The following is a 23,032-nucleotide window of genomic DNA, read 5'->3' as shown; positions in this document are numbered from 1 at the left end:
AGCGACAGTAACCTCACTTTTGTAACCGCCTGCTGAACTGATCTCCGATCATACGGCTGGTCAGAAGGATTGGCCGATGCCGGCATAGATGCCATATGCCGTGCCATCAGGATATTTCTTCAGGGGAACGGCGACATCGAGCCTGATGGGGCCGAAGGGCGTAGCGTAGCGCACACCGACGCCCGCGCCAATGCGAAGATCGGAAAAGTCGGGAAAAGCGCTGTCGGTGACGCTGCCCATATCGACGAAGGGCACGATGCCGATCGTGTCGGTGATCTTGATGCGGGCTTCGAAGGAGGCTGTTCCATGGGAACGGCCACCGAGCGCATCGCCATTGGAATTATAGGGCGTGATTTCTTGATAGGCGTAACCGCGCACCGAGCCGCCGCCGCCGGCATAGAAGCGCCGGGTGGCCGGAATGTCTTCGATACTGTTGGCCCCAAGCAGCGAGCCGAGGGCAAGCTTGCCGGCGAAGACGACGTTGTTGTTGGCGCCGACGCCCTGATAGCCGGAAATCGAGCCCTCGAAGGAGCTGAACACCGAGCCGCCCATCGCTTCATAGCTCGGCTTGGCGCTGATCGAGGCGCGGTAGCCCTCGGTCGGGTCCAGCTTGTTGTCGCGTGTGTCCCGGATATATTCGAGCGGGATCGCCACCGTCAGATAGTTCTGATCGCCATAGGCGTCGGTGCTGTCCTGCTCATAGGACACTTCGCCGCCGGCGGAGACGGTGTCCTGATCGGACAGCTCGTAAGCAAGACCGGCGCTCACTGTGGCGGTATCGGCATCGTAGGCATCAGGATGCAGGCTCTGCATCTTCAGGCCGGTGGTGAAGGTCGCCGAGGGATAGAGGGTTGCGGGCCTCACGTAGGTAATACCGGCGCTATAGTCGAGTTGGCCGACATCGGTGGTTTCGCCGAGGCGGGACACTGATCCCTCGATGCGCAGAGAGTCCGCCCGGCCGGTCAGGTTGCGGTGGCCCCAATAGCCCTGCAGGCCGAAGCCGTCGATGGTGGAATATTGCGCGCCGACGCCGAAATAGCGCTGCTTGCCTTCCGAGACTTCGATGGTCATCGGGATGCTACCGTCCGGCGCCAGCTTCTCGGCCTCGCGGATGGTGACGCTGGAAAAGACGCCGAGCTTGCGCAGCCGGTCGGAGGCTTTCTTCAACTCGTCCGGGGAATAGGGCTTGCCCTCGTTGATGCGGGCATAGCGCTTGATGAAATCCGGATCGACCGATTTTTGGCCGGTAACGCCGACATTGCCGAAGGGTGCGATCGGGCCGCTGTCGACCTTCAGGGTCACCTCGACAGTGCGGGTCGCGTGATCGGCGACAACATCGCGCCTCTCCAGTTTGGCGAGCGGATGGCCCTCATTCTTGAGGTCGGCGACGATCTTGTCACCCGCCTTGATGATGGTCAGCGAGCCGGCATCACCGCCGGGCACAAGCCCGTATTGCGCGACGTTGCGGTCGGCCGCGTCGCCCAGCAGATTGACCTTGCCGAGCTTGAAGAGCGGGCCGGGATCGACGCTGACGGTCACGGCGACGGGCTTCGAGCGGCTGAAGGTCGGGTTCGGCGGCAGCGCATCCAGATCGGTGCCGTTGACGGTGATGGTGACCACGGCGCCGTAACGGGCTTTCTCGTAAAGAGTGGCGATCAGCCGGTCGCGATCGTCGCGCGCCTTGATGACGACGCCAAGGTCGCCGGAAACCGGCTTCTTCTTGTCGGCGACCAGCATCGACGTGTCAGTCAGGGATTCCTTCAGGTCCTTGTCGATATTGTCGGTCTTGAGGTCGACCGTGTAGCGGACGGGATCGGAAACCTGGTCCGTCGTCTCATCCTCGCCCCATAGGGTCATGCCGAACAGCTTGAAAGCAAAGGCGTTTTTGGCACAGAGCGGGGCGAGCGCAAGTGTTGCCGCAACCGCCATTACGGTGCCTGCTCGCCGATACGCAATACTCTTTCTCGGGTCAGTTCTTTTACGCATACGCCGCTTTACGGTTATGTGAGAACTTACTCAGTTTGGTGTTTCCCCAGGGTTAACGCGCGGGCACCATAGAGACAAAAGCGTCCCGCGTGTACCTTTTTAGACATGAAAACTTACAAAAGGCGGCCAGGGAAATGACAAATCCCGGATTTGCGCCTGGGATTTCGGGTCGTTGCGGCTGTTTCCACAGGGCAGTTGGTGCCCGTCATTTTCCGCCGGTGAAGAGGAGGTTGCTGCATCCCCGATGCTCTTAATCCAGGAGGCTGAAATCAAAAAATCCCGGGCTTTGGGCCCGGGACCTTGGTCATTTCTACTGGCTGTTGATCAGTAGCCGCTGTTGTAGCCACCGTAGCCGCCACGATAGCCACCATCATCACGGTAGCCGCCGCGTGGGCAATTATCGATGTAACGACGGCCGTAGCGGTCGCGGTAGTAGCACTGGCCGGGCTGTTCGGCGACGCTGCCGATGACGGCACCGGAAACACCGCCAATCGCCGCACCGACGGCCGCACCGCGGACGTTGCCGGTCACCGCGCCGCCGATGATGGCGCCGGATGCCGCGCCGATGCCGGCGCCCTGTTCAGTCGGGGTGCAGCTTGCGATCGACAAGCCGACCAATGCGAGCATAAGAACTTTCTTCATTCACTCTCTCCAACGTTAGTTAAGCCGGACCCCCGGCCAACGCCGTCCCATTCTTCAGCTCCACCACGATGGGCTGTCCTTACAGTCCTGCAGCTACGAAGAAATATCGCGTAAAATATGATTGTCCATTGGGCATCTTTATTTTCTTTAATGCTAAACTAGCTGAATCTACAATAGGTAGACGGAATAAATTGCGCGAGGGAAAATCCACGCCTCTTCTAAAGTAGAGGTTGATCGTACTTCAAAAAAGTCAAATGATGGGAATTGCCTCTGGAGGAGAGGCGTGGAGGAAAATATGGCAAAGGTGACTTTGACGGTGAACGGCCGGACGGTCGGCGGCGAGTGCGAGGAGCGCACGCTGCTTGTCCATTTCATCCGGGAAAAGCTTGGGCTGACGGGAACTCATGTCGGCTGTGACACCAGCCAGTGCGGCGCCTGTGTGGTTCACATGGACGGAAAATCGGTCAAGAGCTGTTCGATCCTCGCCGTGCAGGCGTCCGGCTCGGCGATCACGACCATCGAGGGCCTGGCCGCCAATGGCGAGCTGCATCCCGTTCAGTCAGCCTTCAAGGAACATCATGGCCTGCAATGCGGCTTCTGTACGCCGGGCATGGTGATGACGGCGGTCGACATGATCAATCGTCACGGCGGCTCGCTGGACGAAAAGACGGTGCGGGCCGAGCTGGAAGGCAACATCTGTCGTTGCACCGGCTATCACAATATCGTCCAGGCGGTCCTTGCCGCCAATGCCGAAATGCACGCCGCCAAGCAGGCGGCCGAGTAAGATTTCACCGAGACTGTCTGGCGAACGCCAATGGCTGTTATCTTGGCGGATTGCCGGGCCCGGAACCCCAATGGGAGGATATCATGGGCGTTGAAGGCATTGGTGCGCGCGTCGCGCGCAAGGAAGACAAACGATTTCTGACGGGCAAGGGGCGCTACACCGACGACATGGTGACGCCGGGCATGAAATACGCCTATTTCGTCCGCAGCCCGCATGCACATGCAAAGATTACCGGCCTCGACACGTCGGCGGCGCTGGCCATGTCGGGCGTAATCGGGGTGCTGGACGGTAAGCAATTGCTTGCCGATGGCATCGGCAATCTGATCTGCGGTTGGATGATCCATTCCAAGGATGGCTCGCCGATGAAGATGGGTGCATGGCGGCCGCTGGCGGTTGACACCGTGCGTTATGTCGGCGATGCCGTGGCGATCGTAGTTGCCGACAGCCTGGGCGAGGCTCGCGACGCGGCCGAGGCCGTCGTGGTGGATTATGACGAGCTTCCCGCCGTCGTCGAGGCCGTCGAGGCGCTGAAGCCCGATGCGCCGCAGATTCATCCAGAGTCGTCAAACAACTTGATCTTCGACTGGGAGATTGGCGATGGCGCCGCGACCGACAGTGCCATTGCCGCTGCCGCGCATGTCACCGAGATCGAGATCTATAACAACCGGCTGTCGCCGAATGCGATGGAGCCGCGCGCCACGCTCGGCATCTACGATTCCGCCGAGGATCACTATACCTGCTATACCACCAGCCAGAACCCGCATGTGGCGCGGCTGGTGATGAGCGCCTTCTACAATGTCGCGCCGGAAAACAAGCTGCGGGTAATCGCGCCCGATGTCGGCGGCGGCTTCGGTTCGAAGATCTATATCTATCCGGAGGAAATCGTCTGTCTCTGGGCCTCGAAGAAAACCGGCGTTCCGGTCAAATGGACCGCCGACCGCACCGAGGCTTTCCTCACTGATGCCCATGGCCGCGACCATGTCTCCAAGGTCAAGATGGCCTTTGATGCCGAACACCGGATCATCGGCTTGAAGGTCGACACTATCGCCAATCTCGGCGCCTATATGTCGCTGTTTTCCTCGGCCGTGCCGACCTATCTCTATGCGACGCTGCTGTCGGGCCAATATGCGATCCCGGCGATCCACGCCAATGTCCGCACCGTCTATACCAATACGGTGCCGGTCGATGCCTATCGCGGCGCCGGACGTCCGGAAGCGACCTACCTCCTGGAACGCACCGTGGAAACGGCGGCGCGTGAGCTTGGCATTTCGCCGGCGGAGTTGCGGCGCGCCAATTTCATCCGCTCTTTCCCCTATCAGACGCAGGTGATCATGAATTATGATGCCGGCGACTACGAGGCGTCGCTGAACGCCGCCATGCAGCAGGCGGACTGGAACGGTTTCCCGGCCCGCAAGGCGGAAGCGGCGGCACGCGGCATGAAGCGCGGCATCGGCATGAGCTGCTATATCGAAGCCTGCGGCATCGCGCCGTCCCAGGCGGTCGGCTCGCTCGGAGCCGGCGTCGGCCTTTGGGAATCGGCCGAGGTGCGCGTCAACGCGGTGGGCACCATCGAAGTGCTGACCGGCTCGCATAGCCACGGCCAGGGACATGAAACCACCTTCGCGCAGCTCGTTGCCGACCGGCTCGGCGTGCCGATCGACAGCATCTCCATTGTCCATGGCGATACTGACAAGGTGCAGATGGGCATGGGGACCTACGGCTCGCGCTCCGGCGCCGTCGGCATGTCCGCCGTGGTCAAGGCGCTCGACAAGGTGGAGGCCAAGGCAAAGAAGATCGCCGCGCATCTGATGGAGGCCGACGAAAGCGATATCGTCATCGAGGATGGCAATGTCAAAGTTGCCGGCACGGACAAGTCGCTGCCCTGGTTCCAGGTGGCTCTGGCCGCCTATACCGCGCACAATCTGCCTTCCGGCATGGAGCCGGGCCTGAAGGAAACCGCCTTCTACGATCCGGCCAACTTCACCTTTCCGGCCGGCTGCTACATCTGCGAAGTCGAAGTCGATCCGGAAACGGGCAAGACCGAGATCATCCAGTTCGTCGCCGCCGACGACTTCGGCAATATCATCAACCCGATGATCGTCGAGGGCCAGGTGCATGGCGGCATCGCGCAAGGGATCGGCCAGGCCTTGCTCGAAGGCGTCCATTACGACGAGAACGGCCAGCTGCTAACGGCGAGCTTCATGGATTACACCATGCCGCGCGCCGACGACCTGCCGTCCTTCAAATTGTCGCATCAGAACACGCCTTGCCCCAGCAACCCGCTGGGGATCAAGGGCTGTGGCGAGGCCGGCGCCATCGGTTCACCGCCGGCGTTGATCAACGCCATCACCGATGCGATCGGTAACAACGCGCTTACCATGCCGGCTACGCCGCTGAAGGTATGGGAAGCCGCCCGGGCCGTGGCCTGAGAAGAGGAGGAGAAAACCATGTATGCAACCAATTATCACCGCGCCTCCTCGGTCGACGAAGCCGTCAAGCTTCTGTCGGGCGCCGACGAGGGCAAATATGTCTCCGGCGGCATGACGCTGATCGCCACCATGAAGCAACGCCTGGCTTCGCCGAGCGATCTCGTCGATCTCCGGCACATTCCGTCGCTGAAGGGCATCCGCGTCGATGGCCGCAGGGTGACGATCGGGGCGGCGACGACGCATGCGGAGGTCGCCTCTTCGGCGGCGATCCGTGCCGTCTGTCCGGCGCTCTGCGATCTCGCCGGCATGATCGGCGATCCGCATGTCCGCCATATGGGCACGATCGGGGGATCCATCGCCAACAACGATCCGGCGGCGGACTATCCCTCGGCGATGCTGGGCTTGGGCGCCACCATCGTCACCGACAAGCACCAGATTACGGCCGATGATTTCTTCACCGGTCTGTTCGAGACGGCGCTGGAAGACGGTGAACTGATCACCGCCATCACCTTCGAGGCGCCGGAGAAGGCGGGTTACGCCAAATTCCCCAATCCGGCCTCGCGTTACGCCATGACCGGCGTCTTCGTCGCCAAGGGTGCGGGCGGCGCCCGGGTTGCGGTTACCGGCGCGGGTGCGGACGGCGTGTTCCGCCATGCCGGCATGGAACAGGCGCTTGCGGCGAACTGGGCGCCGGATGCGGTCGCCAATGCAACCGTCGATTCGTCGGCGCTGATGTCCGACCTGCATGCCACGGCCGAATACCGCGCCAATTTGATAAAGGTCATGGCCAAGCGCGCGGTGGCGGCTGCATAGATCGCCGTGGAAAATGCCGGAGTGGCGGCTCGCCCGCCCTCCGGTTCGTCCCAGCGCCGGGCATGGTTGTAATTGTCAATTCGCCGTGATCGTCTATTCTTGTCTAGAATTGTTCAAAATTAAGGGCCATTTGCCGCAGTGGGGCGTGAAAGCAATCTTGAGGGGTTGACGTGCGAACCGGCATTCAGGAAAAACGGTTGCATGGTTCTGGAGCAGATGATGGATTTCGAAGCATTTTTTAAGGGCGAGCTGGACGGGCTGCACAAGGAAGGCCGCTACCGCGTGTTCGCCGATCTGGAGCGTCATCGCGGCAGCTTTCCGCGCGCGACGAGGCATACGCCCAACGGCCCGCAGGAAGTGACCGTCTGGTGCTCCAACGACTATCTCGGCATGGGCCAGCATCCGAAAGTGATCGAGGCGATGAAAGAGGCGATCGATCACTGTGGCGCGGGTGCGGGAGGCACCCGGAATATTTCTGGCACCAACCACTACCATGTTCTGCTTGAGCAGGAGCTCGCCGATCTGCACGGCAAGGAATCCGCTCTGATCTTCACCTCCGGCTATATCTCCAACTGGGCGACGCTCGGCACGCTCGGTGCGCGCATTCCCGGCCTGATTGTCTTCTCGGATGCGCTGAACCATGCGTCGATGATCGAGGGCATTCGCCATGCAAAATGCGCCAAGGTCATCTGGAGGCATAACGATCTTCATGATCTCGAAGCCAAGCTCAAGGCCGCCGATCCGAAGGCGCCGAAGCTGATCGCCTTCGAGAGCGTCTATTCGATGGATGGCGATATCGCCCCGATCAAGGAGATCTGCGATCTCGCCGACAAATACGGCGCCATGACCTATCTCGACGAAGTGCATGCCGTCGGCATGTACGGCCCGCGCGGCGGCGGCATTGCCGAGCGCGAAGGCCTGATGGACCGTCTGACGGTGATCGAAGGCACGCTCGGCAAGGCATTCGGCGTCATGGGCGGCTACATCGCCGCATCGACGGCGCTTTGCGATTACATCCGCTCCTTCTCGTCCGGCTTCATCTTCACGACGTCGCTGCCGCCATCGCTTGCGGCTGGCGCGGTCGCCTCGATCCAGCATCTGAAGGTCAGCCAGTTCGAACGCGCCCGCCATCAGGATCGTGTTCGCCGCCTGCGTGCCAAGCTCGATGCCGCTGGCATCCCGCATATGCCGAACCCGAGCCATGTCGTTCCGGTCCTGGTCGGTGACGCCGCCAAATGCAAGTGGATCTCCGACCTCTTGCTCGACAACGGCGTTTACGTCCAGCCGATCAACTATCCGACCGTGCCGAAGAAGACCGAGCGCCTGCGCATCACGCCGACGCCGCTGCACTCGGACGCCGATATCGAGCATCTGGTTGGCGCGCTGCACGCGCTCTGGTCACGCTGTGCGCTGGCAAGGGCTGTGGCCTAAGCTATCGGTTACATTTAATGGGGAATGGCCGCTGTCTACGCGGCCTTTTCTTTTTGCGCCACAAGGACGCTTGCACGTCCGCGCGCTTCCTCGTCGGCGGCGAAGACCGCATCCATGGTCTCTGCCGAGCCGACGGCGATCATCTGGTCCATCACGGCTTCGGCGATGTCGGCCATTTCCAGGAAGCCGATACGGCCGTCCACGAAGGCATGGAAGGCTATTTCCTCGGCAGCGTTCATGATGGCGCCCTGCAGCCCGCCGCGCTCCATGGCGGTGCGCGCCAGACGCAGCGCCGGGAAACGAACCTCGTCCGGCGCTTCGAAATCCAGCCGCGCCAGCTTGGTAAAGTCCAGCCGCTCGACATCGAGTTTCGTGCGGGATGGATAGGTCAGCGCATAGCCGATGGCGGTACGCATGTCCGGACAGCCAAGCTGTGCCAGCACCGAACCGTCGGTATAGCCGACCATGGAATGGATGACGGATTGCGGATGGACCACGACCTCGATCTGCTCCGGGCGGACGTTGAACAGGTGCTTGGCCTCGATCATCTCCAGCGCCTTGTTGAACATCGAGGCGCTGCCGATGGAGATCTTGAAGCCCATGGACCAGTTGGGATGCGCGCGCGCGGTAGCCGGCGTGACATTGGCCATCTGCTCGCGCGACCAGGTGCGGAAGGGGCCGCCGGAGGCTGTCAGGATGATACGTTCCACCGCATGCTGTTGATCGTCCTCCAGCGCCTGGAAAATCGCGCTGTGTTCGCTGTCGACCGGGATCAGCCGCCCGCCGCCTTCAGAGACGGCGCGCACGAAAAGATCGCCGGCGGAGACCAGGCATTCCTTGTTGGCAAGCGCGATATCGGCGCCCCGGCGCGCGGCTTCAAGCGTTGGCGCCAGACCGGCGGTGCCGACGATCGCCGCCATTACCCAGTCCGAGGGAATGGAGGCAGCCTCGATCAATGCGTTCCGGCCTGCGGCCGCGGCGATGCCGGTGCCGGCTAGGGCATCCTTCAGCGCCTGATAGCGGTCTTCATTGGCGGTGACGGCAAGTGCCGCGCCACAGGCTTTCGCCTGGCTCGCCAGGAGATCGATATTGTCGTGTCCGGTGATCGCTGCGATCTCGAAGGCGTCGCGTCCGCCCAGCTGGGCAATGACGTCGAGTGTGTTCTGACCGATCGAGCCGGTCGAACCCAATATCGTCAGGCGGCGTTTCGCCTTGCTCCCGGTTGTCATTCAGGTATCCGCATCTTGCTGTCGTCGTCCATGGCTCTACAGGGGATCGCGAAGAGCGGCAAGTCCGCAACCATGGCGGAGAACGCGCACTCCCGACCCACCGCTCCGGAGATTACTGATTTTAATGTTAATTTGCAGGCATCCGGTGAACCATTTGCCGAATGCCACGTTTCATGATCGGCGAAACGGCAGGAGACGGGCAAGGAATGGTTTTCAAGGCGGCTACATTTCACGGCATCGTACCGACGATCGAAAGCGAGAATGCGATGCGTTCCGCGCTGGAATGCGAGGTCGCCAATGCGCTCGCCGTCGCCGGCGGCCTTGACGCCTCTGACGTCACGGTGACCGCCGTCGGCCAGGAAATTCGCCTCGCCGGAACGGTGGCGACGCCTGACGAGGTGAAGCGCGCAAGCGCGGTGGCGGAGGCGATGCCGGGGGTGAGGCTGGTGAGAAACAGGATCCTGGTCGGGTGAGGTGTGCGGGAAACTATGACCGCTGAGGATAAATTTACAAACCGCCCACTGTTGCCAGCCAAAAGAACAGCTTGACCGTATCCGGGGCGTCCGACGGATCGGCACCGGTGCGGTGGAGCATGCCGCCCGCTTTCTCGATGACCCGCCTCGAGGCAAGGTTATCTTCGTTGCAGATGACGCTTATTCTTTCAAAGCCGGCCTGCGCCGCAAGTGGCAGCAAGAGCCGAAGCGCCTGCGTGGCATAGCTTCTCCGCTGTTTCCATGGGACGATCGAGTAGCCCACATGGCCCGGCAGATGAAGCGGCAAGTGGCTTGTTCCGGGCAGATGACGAAATGTGATGTAGCCGCAGAATTCTCCATCCCAGATCCAGAATGGCCGGAGGACCAGACGCTGAGACTCGCGGTCGGGCACCGATGTGGCGATGACATCGCTAGATGTGAGGCGGGTCAGGAAACCCACCCTGTCATGTCTGAGTGCTGCCAACTCGGCTTCGACATAGGCCTTGTCCTGCTGGCGCCTGGGATCGGGTGACCATCCCCTTGCCAGCGCGTTCTCGAAGCCGGACACGTTCAGCAGGCTTGGCTCAACCAGGATCATGGAGCTTGCGGTTGCTTGCTGCTCTGCCATCTCTGCTCCTTGTTCGATACGGTAATGCCGATCGTGTTCGGATTATAAAAATAGCAATCCGAACTGGCGCGTCGAATTGCAAGAGCAATATGCGAAAGCCTATTGGCAAGCCGTAGGCAGCCTATGGGACAAGCGAATGCGCCCATGCGCCCGGCTTGGCTACGCATCTCCAGCGGCCGTTTGAGCGTAATCTTATGAGATGGTTCACGTTTTATGAAGAACTGGCGGCGATGGTACCGGCATTCCTGTGTGATTCGAACCGTAATGACGGAGATGGTATGACGCTTCTACAGTTCCCGGCCGACAGACGCACCGCAGACGTACGACGGTGTGCCGAAGCCCTGCAGCAATTGCATGGAGAGGCGGCAAATCGCTTTTGGCGGTCGGAAATGGCCGGATTTGCAGCCGGGCTAAGAGCGCAGGGCGTCGCCGAGGATGAGATTGGTCATCAGGCCGGCCTGTTCATGCGCGCGGTTCAGATGGAATTGGAGCTGGTGTTTGCCGCGGAAGAGGCTCTGGCCTAGGCTTCCGAAGCTCTGGTGCCGCTTATCTTGGATCGGCGGCGAAGGCGGCAAGCTGCTTTGGCGATCGAATGTGGATGATCCGGGCTTTCCCGCGATGCGCTTCGAGTGCCGCAAGCAGCTTTGGCCGCATATCCCGATGCAGCGACCACATCATCTTGAAGAGACGAATGGTCACCGGAAACATCGGGCATCCCTCTGGTCCGTCCGGGCGGCCAAGGAACAATGACTTCACCTGGCGCTTGCTGGCCCACCAATAGTGAATCCAGATCGGGTGATCCACGAAAACGATCGTATCGGCCATATCCATGCGGCGCTGAACCGAGTCCCACGACCCATAGCCATCGATCAGCCAGCGCTCTTGCGAAAGCCAGGCTTCGTGGGAGGCGGCAAATTCAGACCGAGACGCCTGAACCCAATTCGGCTTCCACTGGATATTGTCGATTGCGTAATAGGGGAGCGTGTGTGCAGCGCTCAAAACCCTGCACATGGTCGACTTCCCGCCGCCCGCATTGCCGATCACCATTACTCGGGTCATGGTTGAAGGATAGCGTGATGAGACGTCGGCGGAAAGCTTGATTGGTCGTTTCAGGAAGAAAATAGGTGGTGATCTCGACGCGATTCGAACGCGTGACCCTCAGATTAGGAATCTGATGCTCTATCCTGCTGAGCTACGAGACCACTGGAAGTGATCCATACAAAAGCAAGAGCCTGAAGCCAAGCCCTTTTGCGTCCTGAGGACAATCTGCTTTTTGTGACGCCGTGCGCCCCGGTCAGGCGCACGGGAGATCGTGGTGGAGCCTCAGGCGCCCAGGCGCTGTTCGGCGAGGCGGACCCAGTAGGAGACGCCGTGGGCGATAGCTTCGTCCGTGAAGTCGTAGGCGGCGTTGTGCAGGCCTGCCGTGTCGCCATTGCCGATGAAGATGAAAGCGCCGGGGCGGGCGTTCAGCATGTAGGAGAAATCCTCGCCGCCCATCATCGGATCGACATCAGGGGTGACGTTGGCTACGCCGGCGATGTCGCGGGCGGCGGCGAGTGCGTGCTCGGTTTCGTCGGCGTGGTTGAAGGTCACAGGATAGTTGCGGTGGAACTGGATATCGACCTCGGCATCGTGGCTGGCGGCAATGCCGGCGACGATCTGCTTGAAGCGCCGCTCGGCGAGATCGCGGATGGCCGGATCGAGCGTGCGTACGGTACCGGCGAAACCGGCATTATCCGGAATGACGTTATAGGCATTGCCGGCATTGAACTTGGTGACGGTGACGACCACCGACTTCAGCGGGTCGGCGCTGCGCGAGGCGATGAGCTGCAGGTTGGTGACGATCTGGGCGCCGATGGCGATTGGGTCGATCGTCTTGTGCGGCATGGCGGCATGGCCGCCGCGTCCCTTGATGGTGACGGTGAATTCGTCCGTCGCCGCCATGATCGGCCCCTTGCGGATGGCGAACTGGCCGACCGGCAGGCCCGGTAGGTTGTGCATGCCATAGACTTCGGCGATCTCGAAGCGCTCCATCATGCCGTCCTTGACCATGGCATCGCCGCCGGCGCCACCCTCTTCGGCGGGCTGGAAGATCACGGCGACATTGCCGCTGAAATTACGGGTCTCGGCGAGATATTTCGCAGCCCCCAGCAGCATGGCGGTGTGGCCGTCATGGCCGCAAGCATGCATCTTGCCGGGCGTGGTGGAAGCCCAGGGCTTGCCGGAGATTTCGGTGAGCGGCAGCGCATCCATGTCGGCGCGCAGGCCGACGGTGCGGCCAGGGCCCTTGCCGCGGATCAGGCCGACGACGCCGGTGCGGCCGATGCCGGTGACGACCTCATCGACGCCGAACGCCTTGAGCTTCTCGGCAACGAAGGCGGCGGTCTTTTCCACCGCGTAGAGGAGCTCCGGGTTCGTATGGATATGGCGGCGCCATTCGGTCACTTCGTCCTGAAGTTCGGCGGCTCTGTTCAAGATCGGCATATTGACTTTCCTGCTGCTCAATATCGGATTCGGGTTCGGCATTCGGTCTGGCAAATACGTATCACCATCGCATCGCATGTTTCAAAGCGCTGCGCATGATCAAAAGGCTGTGATCCCAAACCATCCACTTTTCTGTCAAAAAAGAGTAAGATGGTCTGAATTCATGGAACTGGAGCACCCGTTTCGCCCTCGGCGAATGTATGGTCCTCCGGGTAAATAAACTCGTCGATCGCCTTTGCCTTCTCCTAGCCATATAGGTTAAATAGGCGGAGCTTTCGAGAGAATTTCGGACTTCTGAAGGATAGATCGTGCCGACGAAGCAGAATCGTTTGTATGCCGCCTTGCGGCTTGTTCCCATGGCCGCCGCCGCATCCATGCTTTTCGTGTCGACCGCTGAGGTGGCTGATGCCAATCCGCACGTCCTCGTCGATGCCAATACCGGCCGCGTGCTTGATCATCAGGAAGCCTTCAGCAAGTGGTATCCCGCCTCGCTGACCAAGCTGATGACGGCTTACGTCACTTTCCGCGCTATCCAGTCCGGGCAGGTCTCGCTCGACACTCCCGTCGTCATGTCCAAGCTTGCCTCCGCGCAGCCGCCGGCGAAGATGTACTTCAAGCCGGGCCAGAAGATGACGCTCGACAATGCCTTGAAGATGATGCTGGTCAAGTCCGCCAACGACCTCGCCATGGCGGTTTCCGAGACGATCGGCGGTTCGCAGCAGGGCTTCGTGGCACGCATGAATGCGGAAGCGGCCCGTCTCGGAATGCTCGATACGCACTTCATCAATCCCAACGGGCTGCCCGGCCAGGGCCAGTATACGACCGCGCGTGACCTTGCTGTTCTGAGCGTCGCGTTGCGTCGCGAGTTCCCGCAATATGCCGGCTATTTCTCGCTGGAAGGTTTCACCAACGGCGTCAAGCAGGTGCCGAACATCAACATGCTCATCGGCCGCTACGATGGCGCCGACGGCATGAAGACCGGCTTCATCTGCGCTGCCGGCTTCAACCAGATTGCGTCCGCCACCCGCAATGGCCGTACGCTGATCTCGGTCGTGCTCGGCACGGACAGCCTGGCGGCGCGCGCCGACGATTCCGCCAATTTCCTGGAAAAGGGCTTCCAGAACCAGTTTTCCGGCAAGGACACGCTGGCGAACCTCAGGCCCTATGGGCCGGGCCAGGACCAGGTCGCTGACCTCACCGCCGAAATCTGCAGCGCCAAAGGCGCGAAGATCCGCAGCGAAACGCGCGACGAGGCCGGCCGCATGAAGGTGACCTCGCCCTATATCCATGAAATGGATCACGAGCCGAACTTCGTCTATGCCGGCCTGATCGGCGGGCAGGATGCCGCGACCGCCAGCAAGGGCGACAAGACCGATCTGACGGCCAAGGGCGACAAGGCCACGAAGGGCGACAAGATCGCCACCTCGGGTTCCGCCGCCGGCGTCCCGATCCCCATGCCGCGCCCCACCTTCTGATCGGACCAGAACCATGAGCAATCCGCAGCAGAGGGTGCCGGTATCGATTCTCACCGGTTTTCTCGGAGCCGGAAAATCGACGCTTCTGAACCGCATCCTCAAGGATCCGGAGATGCGCGACGCGGCCGTCATCATCAATGAGTTCGGCGATGTCGGCATCGACCATCTTCTGGTCGAAAGCTCCGGCGATGCCATTATCGAGCTTTCCGATGGCTGCCTGTGCTGCACGGTGCGCGGCGAGCTGGTGGATACGCTGGCGAACCTGATGGACGCCATGCAGACCGGCCGCATCCGGCCGCTGAAACGCGTCGTCATCGAGACGACAGGCCTTGCCGATCCGGCGCCGGTGATGCAGTCGATCATGGGCAATCCGGTCATCGCCAATAATTTCGATCTGGATGGTGTGATCACCGTCGTCGATGCCGTCAACGGCTTGCAGACGCTCGATAATCACGAGGAAGCGCGCAAGCAGGTGGCGGTTGCCGACCGGCTCATCGTTTCCAAGACCGGTATCGAGGGCGCTGCTCCCGCAGGCGCTTTGGAAAGCCGGCTAAGGACACTCAATCCACGGGCGCAAATGCTGAAGGCCGACAGCGAGGAGGCCGGCCGCGCCGGTATTCTCGTCAATGGTCTCTACGACCCCGCTTCGAAGATCGCCGATGTCGGCCGCTGGCTGCACGACGAGTTGGAGGCCGATGATGACCATGATCATGATCATCATGGGCACGATCATGGTCGTCACCATGACGGACATGGGCACCATCACCACCATGGACATCATCACGGCCACCGGCATCAGCACGCCCATGACGTGACGCGTCACGACGGCTCTATCCGATCCTTCTCGATCGTCGAAACCCAGCCGATCGATCCGGTTGCGCTGGAAATGTTCATCGATCTGCTGCGGTCCGCGCATGGCGAGAAGCTCTTGCGCATGAAGGCGATCGTTTCGGTGTCTGACAGGCCGGAGCGTCCAGTCGTGCTGCATGGCGTGCAGAATATCTTCCATCCGCCGGTGCGTTTGCCCGCCTGGCCCGATCCGAACGACCGGCGCACGCGCATGGTGATCATTACCAAGGATCTGCCGGAGGATTTCGTGAAGGGCCTGTTCGACGCGTTCCTCAGCAAGCCGAGCATCGATACGCCGGATCGCGCCGCACTTCAAGATAATCCGCTGGCCGTTCCGGGCATGCGGTTCTGAAACCTATCAGCCTCTACGGATAGTGAAACGATGGCCGCGTTCCGTCTTTTCGCTGGCGAGCAGGATATGGCCCTGCTCGTTGCAGAGATGCGGAATGTCGATGACTGCCAATGGATCGGTGGTCTCAACGGTTAATACCGCGCCACTCGGCATGCCGCGCAGGCGTTTTTCCGTTTTGATTGCCGGATGCGGGCATTTCAGCCCGCGCAGGTCGTAGACCTCACCGTCCAGGCTATTCACCCTTGGCCCAGAACTTCCAGAAGGGCGGCTTCTTGGCCGGGTCGGTCTGCGCGGTTTCCACCGGCGGCGGTGCGTAGGCGAGCGGGGCGCTGACCATGGGGTTCATCGGGTTGGCCATCGGGATCGGCACATTCGCCGGGATATTGCTTGCCATGGCGATGTCGCCGGTCTGAGTCGGCTGTTGCGCAATTGGACCCGGAGCGGCTGTTGCCATGCGGATGCTTGCCGTCGTCGGATTGGTGGCGGTGGCGCCGCGGGCGATCTGCTGTGCCGACTGGTTCGACATCATCGATTCCAGATCGGCGACCTTCATCATCTTGCCGGCGGCGAGCGCCGTGCCGGTCGGGGCATAGGCGAGATCGTGGCCCTTGCGCTGCTTGGCGACGACGGCCTTACGTTCGGCTTCTGTCGGGTCGTACCAGGCCATGCCGTCGAATTTCTTCAGCGCGGTGCCATAGTCGGCCTGATATTGCTTGTCATAGGTTGCAAGCGCGGTTTGCAGTGCCGGCGGTGTCGTCATCACGGGGCATTTGCCGCCGGCGGTGAACGGGCCGCTGGATTGCTGGTTGAAGACGTATTTCTTCTCGCAGACCTCGACTTCCGGCGGGCGCTTGGTGACTTCGAAATTGTCGTAGCCAACCTTCAGCATCTTCCAGAATTCGATGTTGGAGCTGAGGCGGTGCTTGACCATGTTTTCCGCCGTCATGCGGAAGGGGAAGGCTTCCAGCTGGATTGTCTTCTGGCCGCCCTTGAAGGCGTCGCGCGCGAAGGCGTAGATTTCCAGCACCTGCTGGTCGGTCATCGAATAACAGCCCGACGACGAGCAGGCGCCGTGGATCATCAGGTTGTTGCCGCTGCGGCCATTGGCGGCGTCATAGCGGTTCGGGAAGCCGGTGTTGATGGCGAGATAGTATTTGGAATTCGGATTGAGGTTGGCCGGCGTCAGATTGTAGAAGCCTTCCGGCGCTTGCCGGTCGCCTTCCTTGACCTTCGGGCCAAGACGACCGGACCAGGCGCAGATGCTGTAGCTGGCGATCACCTCGAAGCGATTGTTCTGGTTCGCCTTGAGGATTTCCATCGTACCTTCTTCCTTGAAGATACGGATCATGATCGGCGAATTGCGGTCCATGCCCTTTTTGGTCATGTCGGCAAGGATGCGGTCGGGGAGCGGTTGCTCGACCTTGTTCTTTACCTTCGACAGGTCAATCGACGCGGTATCGAGCGCGTCGTTGCAGCTCGCGAGAGCGAGCGCCATCAGGGACATATAGGCAAGGTGACGGATGCGCATTCTGACTGAGTCCATAGATGCGAAGAGCGGCCGTACGATCTGTTTCGCCGCCCCCTTCGAAACATGAAACGGAAGCATAGACGGCTTATACTTGATAATTCCTTACCAGCCTATGACGCGCTCGTGGCGCGCCCGCAAGCTTTTCTTTGCCAATAATGCTTCGATAACAAGAATGTGGCCAAGATTTGGCCTCATTCCCGTTCCGAACGATCAGGAATCTCGAACCAAAGTTAGAGATTGCGACCCATATTGAGGAATTTCTGCCGGCGGTCGCCGCGCAATTGCTCGCCCGAGCGGCTGGAGAGTTCGCCGAGCGCGTTGAAAATCACGTCGCCGGCCGCCGCAATCACCGTCTGCGGGTCGCGATGCGCGCCGCCGAGCGGTTCGGGGATGATGCCGTCGATGATGCCAAGCCCCTTCAGGTCTTCGGCGGTGATCTTCATGTTGGTGGCGGCTTCCTTGGCGCGGGTGGAATCGCGCCAGAGGATCGAGGCCGCACCTTCGGGCGAAATCACGCTGTAGATCGAATGTTCGAGCATATAGACACGATTGCCGACGGCGATCGCGATCGCGCCGCCAGAGCCGCCTTCGCCGATGACGACGGAGACGATCGGCACCTTGACGCCCAGACACATTTCCGTGGAGCGGGCAATCGCTTCCGCCTGGCCGCGTTCCTCGGCGCCGACGCCCGGATAGGCGCCTGCGGTATCGACGAGGGTGATCACCGGAAGCTGGAAACGGTCCGCCATTTCCAGGATGCGGATGGCCTTGCGATAGCCTTCGGGGCGGGCGCTGCCGAAATTGTGCTTCAGGCGCGACTTGGTGTCGTTGCCCTTTTCCTGGCCGAGGACGGCGACGGGCTGGCCGCGGAAGCGGGCAAAGCCCGCCTGAATGGCGGCATCCTCCGAAAATTTGCGATCGCCGGCCAGCGGCGTGAATTCCGTGAACAGCGCTTTGGCATAGTCGACGAAATGCGGGCGCTGCGGATGGCGGGCAACCTGCGTCTTTTGCCAGGCGTTGAGCTTGGAGTAGATATCGGCCATCGACTCGCGAACGCGAATCTCGAGCCGGCCCACTTCGTCCGAAGTGTCGATGCTCTCATCTTCGCTCGCGAGCTTCTTGAGCTCGTGAATCTTGCCTTCGAGGTCCGAGATGGGTTTTTCGAAGTCGAGATAATTATGCATGAGGTGCGTTTCCGATCCTTTTGCCTATGACGAGAGACGGCCCGTATAATCTATGTGCCGGTCCTATTCCTGTTTTTTGCCCTGTTTGGCAAGGGGGTGATGCGTTTGCACCAGCTGGTGAAGGCGTTCTTCCAGTACATGTGTATAGATTTGTGTCGTCGAAATGTCAGAATGGCCGAGCAATTCCTGCACCACGCGCAAATCTGCGCCGTTGGCAAGCAGGTGGCTGGCGAAGGCATGGCGCATGACATGCGGCGAGATCAGCGACGGCGTCAGCCCGGCGCGGATGGCGAGATCCTTCAGGTCGCGCGCGAAAACCTGGCGCGGCAGATAGCCCTGCTTGGAGGCGGCGGGAAAGAGCCAGGCGCTTTCCGGGACTGGCTGCTTGGCGCTGGCCGCCACCTGCGTCTGAAGCTTGCCATAGGTTTTCAGCGCCGCGATGGCCGATTGCGACAGCGGCACCAGCCGCTCCTTGTTGCCCTTGCCACGGATCATCAGGAAGCGACCTTCCTGGTCCAGCACCTTGGCCGGCAGCGTGACGAGTTCGCTGACGCGCATGCCGGTGGCATAGAGCAGTTCCAAGAGAACCAGCATGCGCAGGCGCGGCAATTGATCGGGGCCTTCTTCGGCTGCTTCCTTTTCCGCCTGGGTGAGAAGGCGCGTCACCTCCTCGACCCCCATGGTCTTGGGCAAGGCGCGGCCCTTCTTCGGCGCGTCGAGAATGCCGGTCGGATCGTCCGTGCGCAGCCCCTCGGCATAAAGGAACTTGTAGAACTGGCGCATGGCCGAAAGCCGGCGTGCTTGCGACGACGGCTTGAAGCCCTGGCGCGACAGGCCGGAGAGATAGGCGCCGAGATCGTTCGATCCCGCCTCGGTCAGGCGGACGCTGCGCTCTGACAGAAAGGAGTGGAGGTCATCAAGGTCGCGCTCGTAGGATTGCAGCGTGTTGACCGCCGCGCCACGTTCCGCGCTCATCATTTCCAGAAAGGCTTCCATATGGACGCGGCTCAGATCCCTCGCCATGGCCTCAGCCCTCATGGCTTCACCGAGCCGGTTGCCGGCGGGTTGACGCGTTCCGACGGCAGGCGGATCGTCACGTCGCGCGGCTGCGGATCGACGAAGAGAACCAGAGCCCACATTGCCCCATACACCGATCCGGCGATGACCGCGCAGATGACGAGGAAACGAAATAGGGTCGGCATTCAAAAACTCTCCTCGTCCCAATCATTGGTCCGGTAATCGGTTATAATCATATGCATCAAGCGTTAGCCGAAGGATAATGCAGGCATGTTTACGTTGCTGCGTCTTGACGCTAAAGGCGCATTTGACGATACCGTTTCCAAACAAATTGTGAATGGGCCAATGAGTGAACAAGTCCTGACCCTTGCAGAAAGCCTCAGAGACAGGGCGCGCGCCGCACTGGGCAGGCGTAATCTTGTCTTCGTTGGGCTGATGGGGGCCGGTAAATCTTCGATCGGTCGGGTGGTGGCAAACCAGCTGGGCATTCCTTTCGTCGATACGGATATCGAGATCGAGCGTGTGTCGCGCATGACGATCCCCGAACTGTTTGCCGCTTACGGCGAAGAGGAGTTCCGGGCGCTAGAAATGCGGGTGATCAAGCGGCTGCTCAAGGGCGGACCGCGCGTCGTCTCCACCGGCGGCGGCGCCTTCATCAACGAACGCACGCGCCGGCATGTCAAACGCAGCGGTTTGTCGGTCTGGCTGAAGGCCGATCTCGACGTGCTGTGGGAGCGCGTCAACAAGCGCGAGACGCGGCCGCTGCTCAAGACCGAAAACCCGAAACAGACCCTCGAAAGGCTGATGACCGCTCGCTATCCGATCTATGCGGAAGCCGATCTCGTGGTTTTATCCCGCGATGTGAACAAGGATATCATGGTGAATGAAGTCCTTGTGGCCATCGCCGAGGGGAGACAGGAAAGCAAGACGCCATGAATGCGATTACATCCGCGCCTGCGGAACGCCTTGTCCGCGTGCCGCTCGGCGAGCGCGCCTATGACATTCTGATCGGTCCGGGGCTGATTGCCCGGGCAGGTGCGGAAATTGCCGCAAGGCTCAAGGGGCGGAAAGCCGCCATCATTACCGACGAAAACGTCGCGCCCATCTACCTTGATGCGCTGGTTGCGAGCCTTCAGGCTGCTGGTATCCAGTCGTCCAGCCTCGTGCTGCCGGCCGGCGAGAAGACCAAGAGCTTCGAACATCTGATGACCGTCTGTGACGCCGTGCTGACCGCGCGCATCGAGCGCAACGATGCCGTCATCGCGCTCGGCGGCGGTGTCATCGGCGATCTCTCCGGCTTTGCCGCCGGCATCGTGCGCCGTGGCGTTCGTTTCGTGCAGGTGCCGACCTCGCTGCTGTCGCAGGTGGATTCCTCCGTGGGCGGCAAAACCGGCATCAACACGCATCACGGCAAGAACCTGGTCGGCGTCTTCCACCAGCCGGACCTGGTGCTGGCCGATACTGACGTGCTGAACACGCTCAGCCAACGCGAATTCCGCGCCGGTTACGCCGAAGTCGCCAAATACGGCCTGATCGACAAGCCGGATTTCTTCGCCTGGCTGGAGGCGAACTGGCAGGATGTGTTTTCCGGAGGTGCCGCGCGCATCGAGGCGATCGCGGCGAGCTGCCAGGCGAAATCCGATGTCGTCGTCGCCGACGAGCGCGAAAACGGCCCGCGAGCGCTGCTCAATCTCGGTCATACCTTCGGTCATGCCCTGGAGGCCGCCACCGCCTATGACAGCCGCCGGCTTGTGCATGGCGAGGGGGTGGCGATCGGTATGGTGCTGGCGCATGAGTTTTCCTCGCGCCTCAATCTGGCAAGCCCTGACGATGCCAAGCGCGTCGAGGCGCATCTGAAGGCGGTCGGCCTGCCGACGCGCATGGGCGATATTCCGGGCGCGCTGCCGCCGGCGGAAGTGCTGATGGATGCGATCGCGCAGGACAAGAAGGTCAAGAGCGGCCAGCTCACCTTCATCCTCACCCGCGGCATCGGCCAATCCTTCGTGGCCGACGATGTGCCGTCGTCCGAAGTTCTAAGTTTCCTTAGGGAAAAGCATCCGCAATGACGGTTGAAGGCACGCTGGCGGTTCTGTTGGAATATTGGCCCGAGATCCTCTCGATCGTCGTGCTCGTTCTGCTGTCGGCGTTTTTCTCCGGTTCGGAAACCGCGCTCACGGCCGCCTCGCGCAGCCGCGTTCACACGCTGGAGGCCAATGGCGACGAGCGGGCGGGGATCGTGCGCAAGCTGATCGAACGCCGCGACCGCCTGATCGGCGCGCTGTTGATCGGCAATAACCTCGCCAATATTCTGGCGTCGTCGCTGGCGACCAGCGTGTTTCTCGGTCTCTTCGGCAATTCCGGCGTGGCGCTGGCAACTCTGGCCATGACCGTCATCCTCGTCATTTTCGCGGAAGTGCTGCCGAAAAGCTGGGCGATCTCGGCGCCGGATCGGTTTGCGCTCAATGTCGCCGGCACGGTGCGCCTCTTCGTCGCCGTCGTCGGGCCGATATCGAGTTTCGTCAACGCCATCGTCCGGCAGATTCTGGGCGTCTTCGGCATCAACCTCTCCAAGGAGGTGTCGATGCTGTCGGCGCATGAGGAGCTGCGCGGCGCCGTCGACCTGCTGCATCGCGAAGGGTCGGTGGTCAAGGCCGACCGCGACCGTCTGGGCGGTGTGCTCGATCTCGGCGAACTGGAACTCTCCGACATCATGGTCCACCGCACAGCGATGCGTGCCATCAATGCCGACGATCCGCCCGATGTCGTGGTGCGCGCCATTCTCGACAGCCCCTATACGCGCATGCCGCTCTGGCGTGGCACGATCGACAATATCATCGGCGTCGTGCACGCCAAGGATCTCCTGAGGGCGCTGGCCGAGCGTAATGCCGAGCCGGAGAATCTGGATATCGTCAAGATCGCCCAAAAGCCCTGGTTCGTGCCCGACAGCACCAATCTCGAAGACCAGCTGAACGCCTTCCTGCGCCGCAAGCAGCATTTCGCCGTCGTCGTCGACGAATATGGCGAGGTGCAGGGTATCGTTACGCTGGAGGATATTCTGGAAGAAATCGTCGGGGACATTGCCGATGAGCACGATCTCGATATCCAGGGCGTGCGCCAGGAGGCGGACGGCTCGATCGTCGTCGATGGCGTCGTGCCGATCCGCGACCTGAACCGTGCCCTCGATTGGCACCTGCCGGACGAGGAGGCAACGACGATCGCCGGCCTCGTCATCCACGAATCGATGACCATCCCCGAAGAGCGCCAGGCCTTCACCTTCTACGGCAAGCGCTTCATCGTCATGAAGCGGGAAAAGAACCGCATCACCAAGCTCCGTATTCGCCCCGCCGAGACGGAAGAGAACAAGCCGGAATAAGGTTCTCTACCACCGCACTGCTTCTCCGGGCGCTGCCGGCTCCACGGCGAGCGCGTGCAGCCCTGCATCCAGTTCCGGCTTCAAAAGTTCGTTGATCGCCCTGTGGCGGGCAAGGCGCGGCATGCCGGCGAACTTGGCGGAGACGATTCGAACTCTTATATGAGTCTCGCCGGTTCCGGTCATGTCGGGTTGGTGGCCGGCGTGCATGTGGCTTTCGTTGATGACCGCAAGACGCTCGGGCGCGAAGGCGTCGGTGAGCTTTTTTTCAATGCGGGATTGCAGCGTCGTTTCCATATTCCCGCCATGTCCTCGTTCGCGAAAAAGGTTCCCACAAAGCCTATAACATTCCGATTTG

23 protein-coding genes and 1 tRNA gene are annotated in these 23,032 nt (G+C 61.1%); 11 read left to right on the top strand and 13 right to left on the bottom strand.

Annotated features, from left to right (window positions below):
- Positions 1-60: 60 nt before the first annotated feature.
- The gene (locus AB6803_RS23965) at positions 61-1,929 is read right to left on the bottom strand and encodes an autotransporter assembly complex family protein (RefSeq protein WP_371111233.1); all 1,869 of its coding nucleotides are present in this window, start codon (positions 1,927-1,929) and stop codon (positions 61-63) included.
- A 381-nt stretch (positions 1,930-2,310) separates the two neighbouring features.
- The gene (locus AB6803_RS23960) at positions 2,311-2,628 is read right to left on the bottom strand and encodes a YMGG-like glycine zipper-containing protein (protein WP_007690049.1); all 318 of its coding nucleotides are present in this window, start codon (positions 2,626-2,628) and stop codon (positions 2,311-2,313) included.
- 295 nt (positions 2,629-2,923) lie between these two features.
- Here AB6803_RS23960 and AB6803_RS23955 point away from each other — a divergent pair, with 295 nt between their 5' ends.
- The 4 genes from AB6803_RS23955 (at position 2,924) to hemA (ending at position 8,085) form a co-directional block, all read left to right on the top strand.
- A complete protein-coding gene (locus AB6803_RS23955) occupies positions 2,924-3,412 on the top strand; it encodes a (2Fe-2S)-binding protein (RefSeq protein ID WP_371111232.1) in 489 nt (162 codons plus the stop codon).
- Between the two features lie 83 nt (positions 3,413-3,495).
- Positions 3,496-5,841 carry a xanthine dehydrogenase family protein molybdopterin-binding subunit gene (locus AB6803_RS23950; protein ID WP_371111231.1) on the top strand — a complete coding sequence of 782 codons (2,346 nt, stop codon included), beginning with the start codon at positions 3,496-3,498 and terminating at the stop codon, positions 5,839-5,841.
- Between the two features lie 18 nt (positions 5,842-5,859).
- The gene (locus tag AB6803_RS23945) at positions 5,860-6,654 is read left to right on the top strand and encodes a xanthine dehydrogenase family protein subunit M (protein ID WP_371111230.1); all 795 of its coding nucleotides are present in this window, start codon (positions 5,860-5,862) and stop codon (positions 6,652-6,654) included.
- Positions 6,655-6,873: 219 nt separating this feature from the next.
- The gene (hemA, locus tag AB6803_RS23940) at positions 6,874-8,085 is read left to right on the top strand and encodes a 5-aminolevulinate synthase (RefSeq protein WP_371111405.1); all 1,212 of its coding nucleotides are present in this window, start codon (positions 6,874-6,876) and stop codon (positions 8,083-8,085) included.
- Positions 8,086-8,120: 35 nt separating this feature from the next.
- Here the strand turns inward: hemA and dxr are convergent, their stop codons facing one another.
- Entirely contained in the window at positions 8,121-9,314 is a 1,194-nt protein-coding gene (dxr, locus tag AB6803_RS23935) for a 1-deoxy-D-xylulose-5-phosphate reductoisomerase (RefSeq protein WP_371111229.1), read from the bottom strand.
- A 206-nt stretch (positions 9,315-9,520) separates the two neighbouring features.
- Between dxr and AB6803_RS23930 the strand changes: the two genes are divergently transcribed.
- Positions 9,521-9,787, top strand: coding sequence for a BON domain-containing protein (locus tag AB6803_RS23930; RefSeq protein WP_371111228.1), 267 nt, complete (start codon positions 9,521-9,523; stop codon positions 9,785-9,787).
- A gap of 34 nt (positions 9,788-9,821) precedes the next feature.
- On the opposite strand, the gene AB6803_RS23925 is transcribed toward AB6803_RS23930, so the two are convergent.
- Positions 9,822-10,415, bottom strand: a complete 594-nt coding sequence (locus tag AB6803_RS23925; protein WP_371111227.1) for a GNAT family N-acetyltransferase — start codon at positions 10,413-10,415, stop codon at positions 9,822-9,824.
- Positions 10,416-10,693: 278 nt separating this feature from the next.
- Here AB6803_RS23925 and AB6803_RS23920 point away from each other — a divergent pair, with 278 nt between their 5' ends.
- A complete protein-coding gene (locus tag AB6803_RS23920; RefSeq protein ID WP_371111226.1) occupies positions 10,694-10,939 on the top strand; it encodes a DUF6074 family protein in 246 nt (81 codons plus the stop codon).
- A gap of 22 nt (positions 10,940-10,961) precedes the next feature.
- Here AB6803_RS23920 and AB6803_RS23915 read toward each other — a convergent pair whose 3' ends face one another.
- The 3 genes from AB6803_RS23915 to AB6803_RS23905 all read right to left on the bottom strand — a co-directional run bounded on the left by AB6803_RS23915 (position 10,962) and on the right by AB6803_RS23905 (position 12,899).
- Entirely contained in the window at positions 10,962-11,426 is a 465-nt protein-coding gene (locus AB6803_RS23915) for a flagellar protein FlaR (protein ID WP_371111225.1), read from the bottom strand.
- A 114-nt stretch (positions 11,427-11,540) separates the two neighbouring features.
- Positions 11,541-11,617, bottom strand: a tRNA-Arg gene (locus AB6803_RS23910).
- A 121-nt stretch (positions 11,618-11,738) separates the two neighbouring features.
- The gene (locus AB6803_RS23905; protein ID WP_371111224.1) at positions 11,739-12,899 is read right to left on the bottom strand and encodes a M20 aminoacylase family protein; all 1,161 of its coding nucleotides are present in this window, start codon (positions 12,897-12,899) and stop codon (positions 11,739-11,741) included.
- A gap of 308 nt (positions 12,900-13,207) precedes the next feature.
- On the opposite strand from AB6803_RS23905, the gene AB6803_RS23900 reads away from it, so the two are divergent.
- Both AB6803_RS23900 and AB6803_RS23895 read left to right on the top strand, forming a co-directional pair.
- Positions 13,208-14,374 carry a D-alanyl-D-alanine carboxypeptidase family protein gene (locus tag AB6803_RS23900; RefSeq protein WP_371111223.1) on the top strand — a complete coding sequence of 389 codons (1,167 nt, stop codon included), beginning with the start codon at positions 13,208-13,210 and terminating at the stop codon, positions 14,372-14,374.
- Between the two features lie 13 nt (positions 14,375-14,387).
- Positions 14,388-15,575, top strand: coding sequence for a GTP-binding protein (locus AB6803_RS23895; protein ID WP_371111222.1), 1,188 nt, complete (start codon positions 14,388-14,390; stop codon positions 15,573-15,575).
- Between the two features lie 6 nt (positions 15,576-15,581).
- Here the strand turns inward: AB6803_RS23895 and AB6803_RS23890 are convergent, their stop codons facing one another.
- The 5 genes from AB6803_RS23890 to AB6803_RS23870 form a co-directional block, all read right to left on the bottom strand.
- Complete coding sequence (locus tag AB6803_RS23890) at positions 15,582-15,815, bottom strand: sulfurtransferase TusA family protein (RefSeq protein WP_371111221.1); 234 nt, start codon at positions 15,813-15,815, stop codon at positions 15,582-15,584.
- Entirely contained in the window at positions 15,808-17,103 is a 1,296-nt protein-coding gene (locus tag AB6803_RS23885) for a L,D-transpeptidase family protein (RefSeq protein WP_371111220.1), read from the bottom strand. Before AB6803_RS23885 ends, AB6803_RS23890 begins: the two co-directional genes overlap by 8 nt.
- 230 nt (positions 17,104-17,333) lie before the next feature.
- Positions 17,334-18,287, bottom strand: a complete 954-nt coding sequence (locus tag AB6803_RS23880) for an acetyl-CoA carboxylase carboxyltransferase subunit alpha (protein WP_371111219.1) — start codon at positions 18,285-18,287, stop codon at positions 17,334-17,336.
- Between the two features lie 63 nt (positions 18,288-18,350).
- Complete coding sequence (gene xerD, locus AB6803_RS23875) at positions 18,351-19,310, bottom strand: site-specific tyrosine recombinase XerD (protein ID WP_371111218.1); 960 nt, start codon at positions 19,308-19,310, stop codon at positions 18,351-18,353.
- A gap of 11 nt (positions 19,311-19,321) precedes the next feature.
- Complete coding sequence (locus AB6803_RS23870; RefSeq protein ID WP_183689743.1) at positions 19,322-19,489, bottom strand: hypothetical protein; 168 nt, start codon at positions 19,487-19,489, stop codon at positions 19,322-19,324.
- Positions 19,490-19,649: 160 nt separating this feature from the next.
- Between AB6803_RS23870 and AB6803_RS23865 the strand changes: the two genes are divergently transcribed.
- The 3 genes from AB6803_RS23865 to AB6803_RS23855 are packed head-to-tail and all read left to right on the top strand — an operon-like array spanning position 19,650 to position 22,677.
- Positions 19,650-20,240 (top strand): shikimate kinase, encoded by a 591-nt coding sequence (locus AB6803_RS23865; protein ID WP_371111404.1) that lies wholly within the window; start codon positions 19,650-19,652, stop codon positions 20,238-20,240.
- Entirely contained in the window at positions 20,237-21,370 is a 1,134-nt protein-coding gene (gene aroB, locus AB6803_RS23860) for a 3-dehydroquinate synthase (protein ID WP_371111217.1), read from the top strand. The genes AB6803_RS23865 and aroB overlap by 4 nt, the downstream gene beginning before the upstream one ends.
- Positions 21,367-22,677, top strand: coding sequence for an HlyC/CorC family transporter (locus AB6803_RS23855; RefSeq protein WP_371111216.1), 1,311 nt, complete (start codon positions 21,367-21,369; stop codon positions 22,675-22,677). Before aroB ends, AB6803_RS23855 begins: the two co-directional genes overlap by 4 nt.
- Before the next feature lie 6 nt (positions 22,678-22,683).
- Here AB6803_RS23855 and AB6803_RS23850 read toward each other — a convergent pair whose 3' ends face one another.
- Positions 22,684-22,971, bottom strand: a complete 288-nt coding sequence (locus tag AB6803_RS23850; RefSeq protein WP_007690001.1) for a BolA family transcriptional regulator — start codon at positions 22,969-22,971, stop codon at positions 22,684-22,686.
- Between the last annotated feature and the right edge of the window lie 61 nt (positions 22,972-23,032).

Origin of the sequence: Rhizobium sp. RCC_161_2 (assembly GCF_041355235.1) — a bacterium.
GTDB lineage: Bacteria > Pseudomonadota > Alphaproteobacteria > Rhizobiales > Rhizobiaceae > Rhizobium.
Note: the sequence above shows the minus strand (reverse complement) of the source record. Positions and strands in the feature narration are given on the sequence as shown.

What these genes read in the sequence shown, in the direction of transcription:
- AB6803_RS23965 (WP_371111233.1), bottom strand. Translation starts at nt 1,929, where the DNA reads ATGGCGGTTGCGGCAACACTTGCGCTCGCCCCGCTCTGTGCCAAAAAC.
- AB6803_RS23960 (WP_007690049.1), bottom strand. Translation starts at nt 2,628, where the DNA reads ATGAAGAAAGTTCTTATGCTCGCATTGGTCGGCTTGTCGATCGCAAGC.
- AB6803_RS23955 (WP_371111232.1), top strand. Translation starts at nt 2,924, where the DNA reads ATGGCAAAGGTGACTTTGACGGTGAACGGCCGGACGGTCGGCGGCGAG.
- AB6803_RS23950 (WP_371111231.1), top strand. Translation starts at nt 3,496, where the DNA reads ATGGGCGTTGAAGGCATTGGTGCGCGCGTCGCGCGCAAGGAAGACAAA.
- AB6803_RS23945 (WP_371111230.1), top strand. Translation starts at nt 5,860, where the DNA reads ATGTATGCAACCAATTATCACCGCGCCTCCTCGGTCGACGAAGCCGTC.
- hemA (WP_371111405.1), top strand. Translation starts at nt 6,874, where the DNA reads ATGGATTTCGAAGCATTTTTTAAGGGCGAGCTGGACGGGCTGCACAAG.
- dxr (WP_371111229.1), bottom strand. Translation starts at nt 9,314, where the DNA reads ATGACAACCGGGAGCAAGGCGAAACGCCGCCTGACGATATTGGGTTCG.
- AB6803_RS23930 (WP_371111228.1), top strand. Translation starts at nt 9,521, where the DNA reads ATGGTTTTCAAGGCGGCTACATTTCACGGCATCGTACCGACGATCGAA.
- AB6803_RS23925 (WP_371111227.1), bottom strand. Translation starts at nt 10,415, where the DNA reads ATGGCAGAGCAGCAAGCAACCGCAAGCTCCATGATCCTGGTTGAGCCA.
- AB6803_RS23920 (WP_371111226.1), top strand. Translation starts at nt 10,694, where the DNA reads ATGACGCTTCTACAGTTCCCGGCCGACAGACGCACCGCAGACGTACGA.
- AB6803_RS23915 (WP_371111225.1), bottom strand. Translation starts at nt 11,426, where the DNA reads ATGTGCAGGGTTTTGAGCGCTGCACACACGCTCCCCTATTACGCAATC.
- AB6803_RS23905 (WP_371111224.1), bottom strand. Translation starts at nt 12,899, where the DNA reads ATGCCGATCTTGAACAGAGCCGCCGAACTTCAGGACGAAGTGACCGAA.
- AB6803_RS23895 (WP_371111222.1), top strand. Translation starts at nt 14,388, where the DNA reads ATGAGCAATCCGCAGCAGAGGGTGCCGGTATCGATTCTCACCGGTTTT.
- AB6803_RS23885 (WP_371111220.1), bottom strand. Translation starts at nt 17,103, where the DNA reads ATGCGCATCCGTCACCTTGCCTATATGTCCCTGATGGCGCTCGCTCTC.
- AB6803_RS23880 (WP_371111219.1), bottom strand. Translation starts at nt 18,287, where the DNA reads ATGCATAATTATCTCGACTTCGAAAAACCCATCTCGGACCTCGAAGGC.
- xerD (WP_371111218.1), bottom strand. Translation starts at nt 19,310, where the DNA reads ATGGCGAGGGATCTGAGCCGCGTCCATATGGAAGCCTTTCTGGAAATG.
- AB6803_RS23870 (WP_183689743.1), bottom strand. Translation starts at nt 19,489, where the DNA reads ATGCCGACCCTATTTCGTTTCCTCGTCATCTGCGCGGTCATCGCCGGA.
- AB6803_RS23865 (WP_371111404.1), top strand. Translation starts at nt 19,650, where the DNA reads ATGAGTGAACAAGTCCTGACCCTTGCAGAAAGCCTCAGAGACAGGGCG.
- aroB (WP_371111217.1), top strand. Translation starts at nt 20,237, where the DNA reads ATGAATGCGATTACATCCGCGCCTGCGGAACGCCTTGTCCGCGTGCCG.
- AB6803_RS23855 (WP_371111216.1), top strand. Translation starts at nt 21,367, where the DNA reads ATGACGGTTGAAGGCACGCTGGCGGTTCTGTTGGAATATTGGCCCGAG.
- AB6803_RS23850 (WP_007690001.1), bottom strand. Translation starts at nt 22,971, where the DNA reads ATGGAAACGACGCTGCAATCCCGCATTGAAAAAAAGCTCACCGACGCC.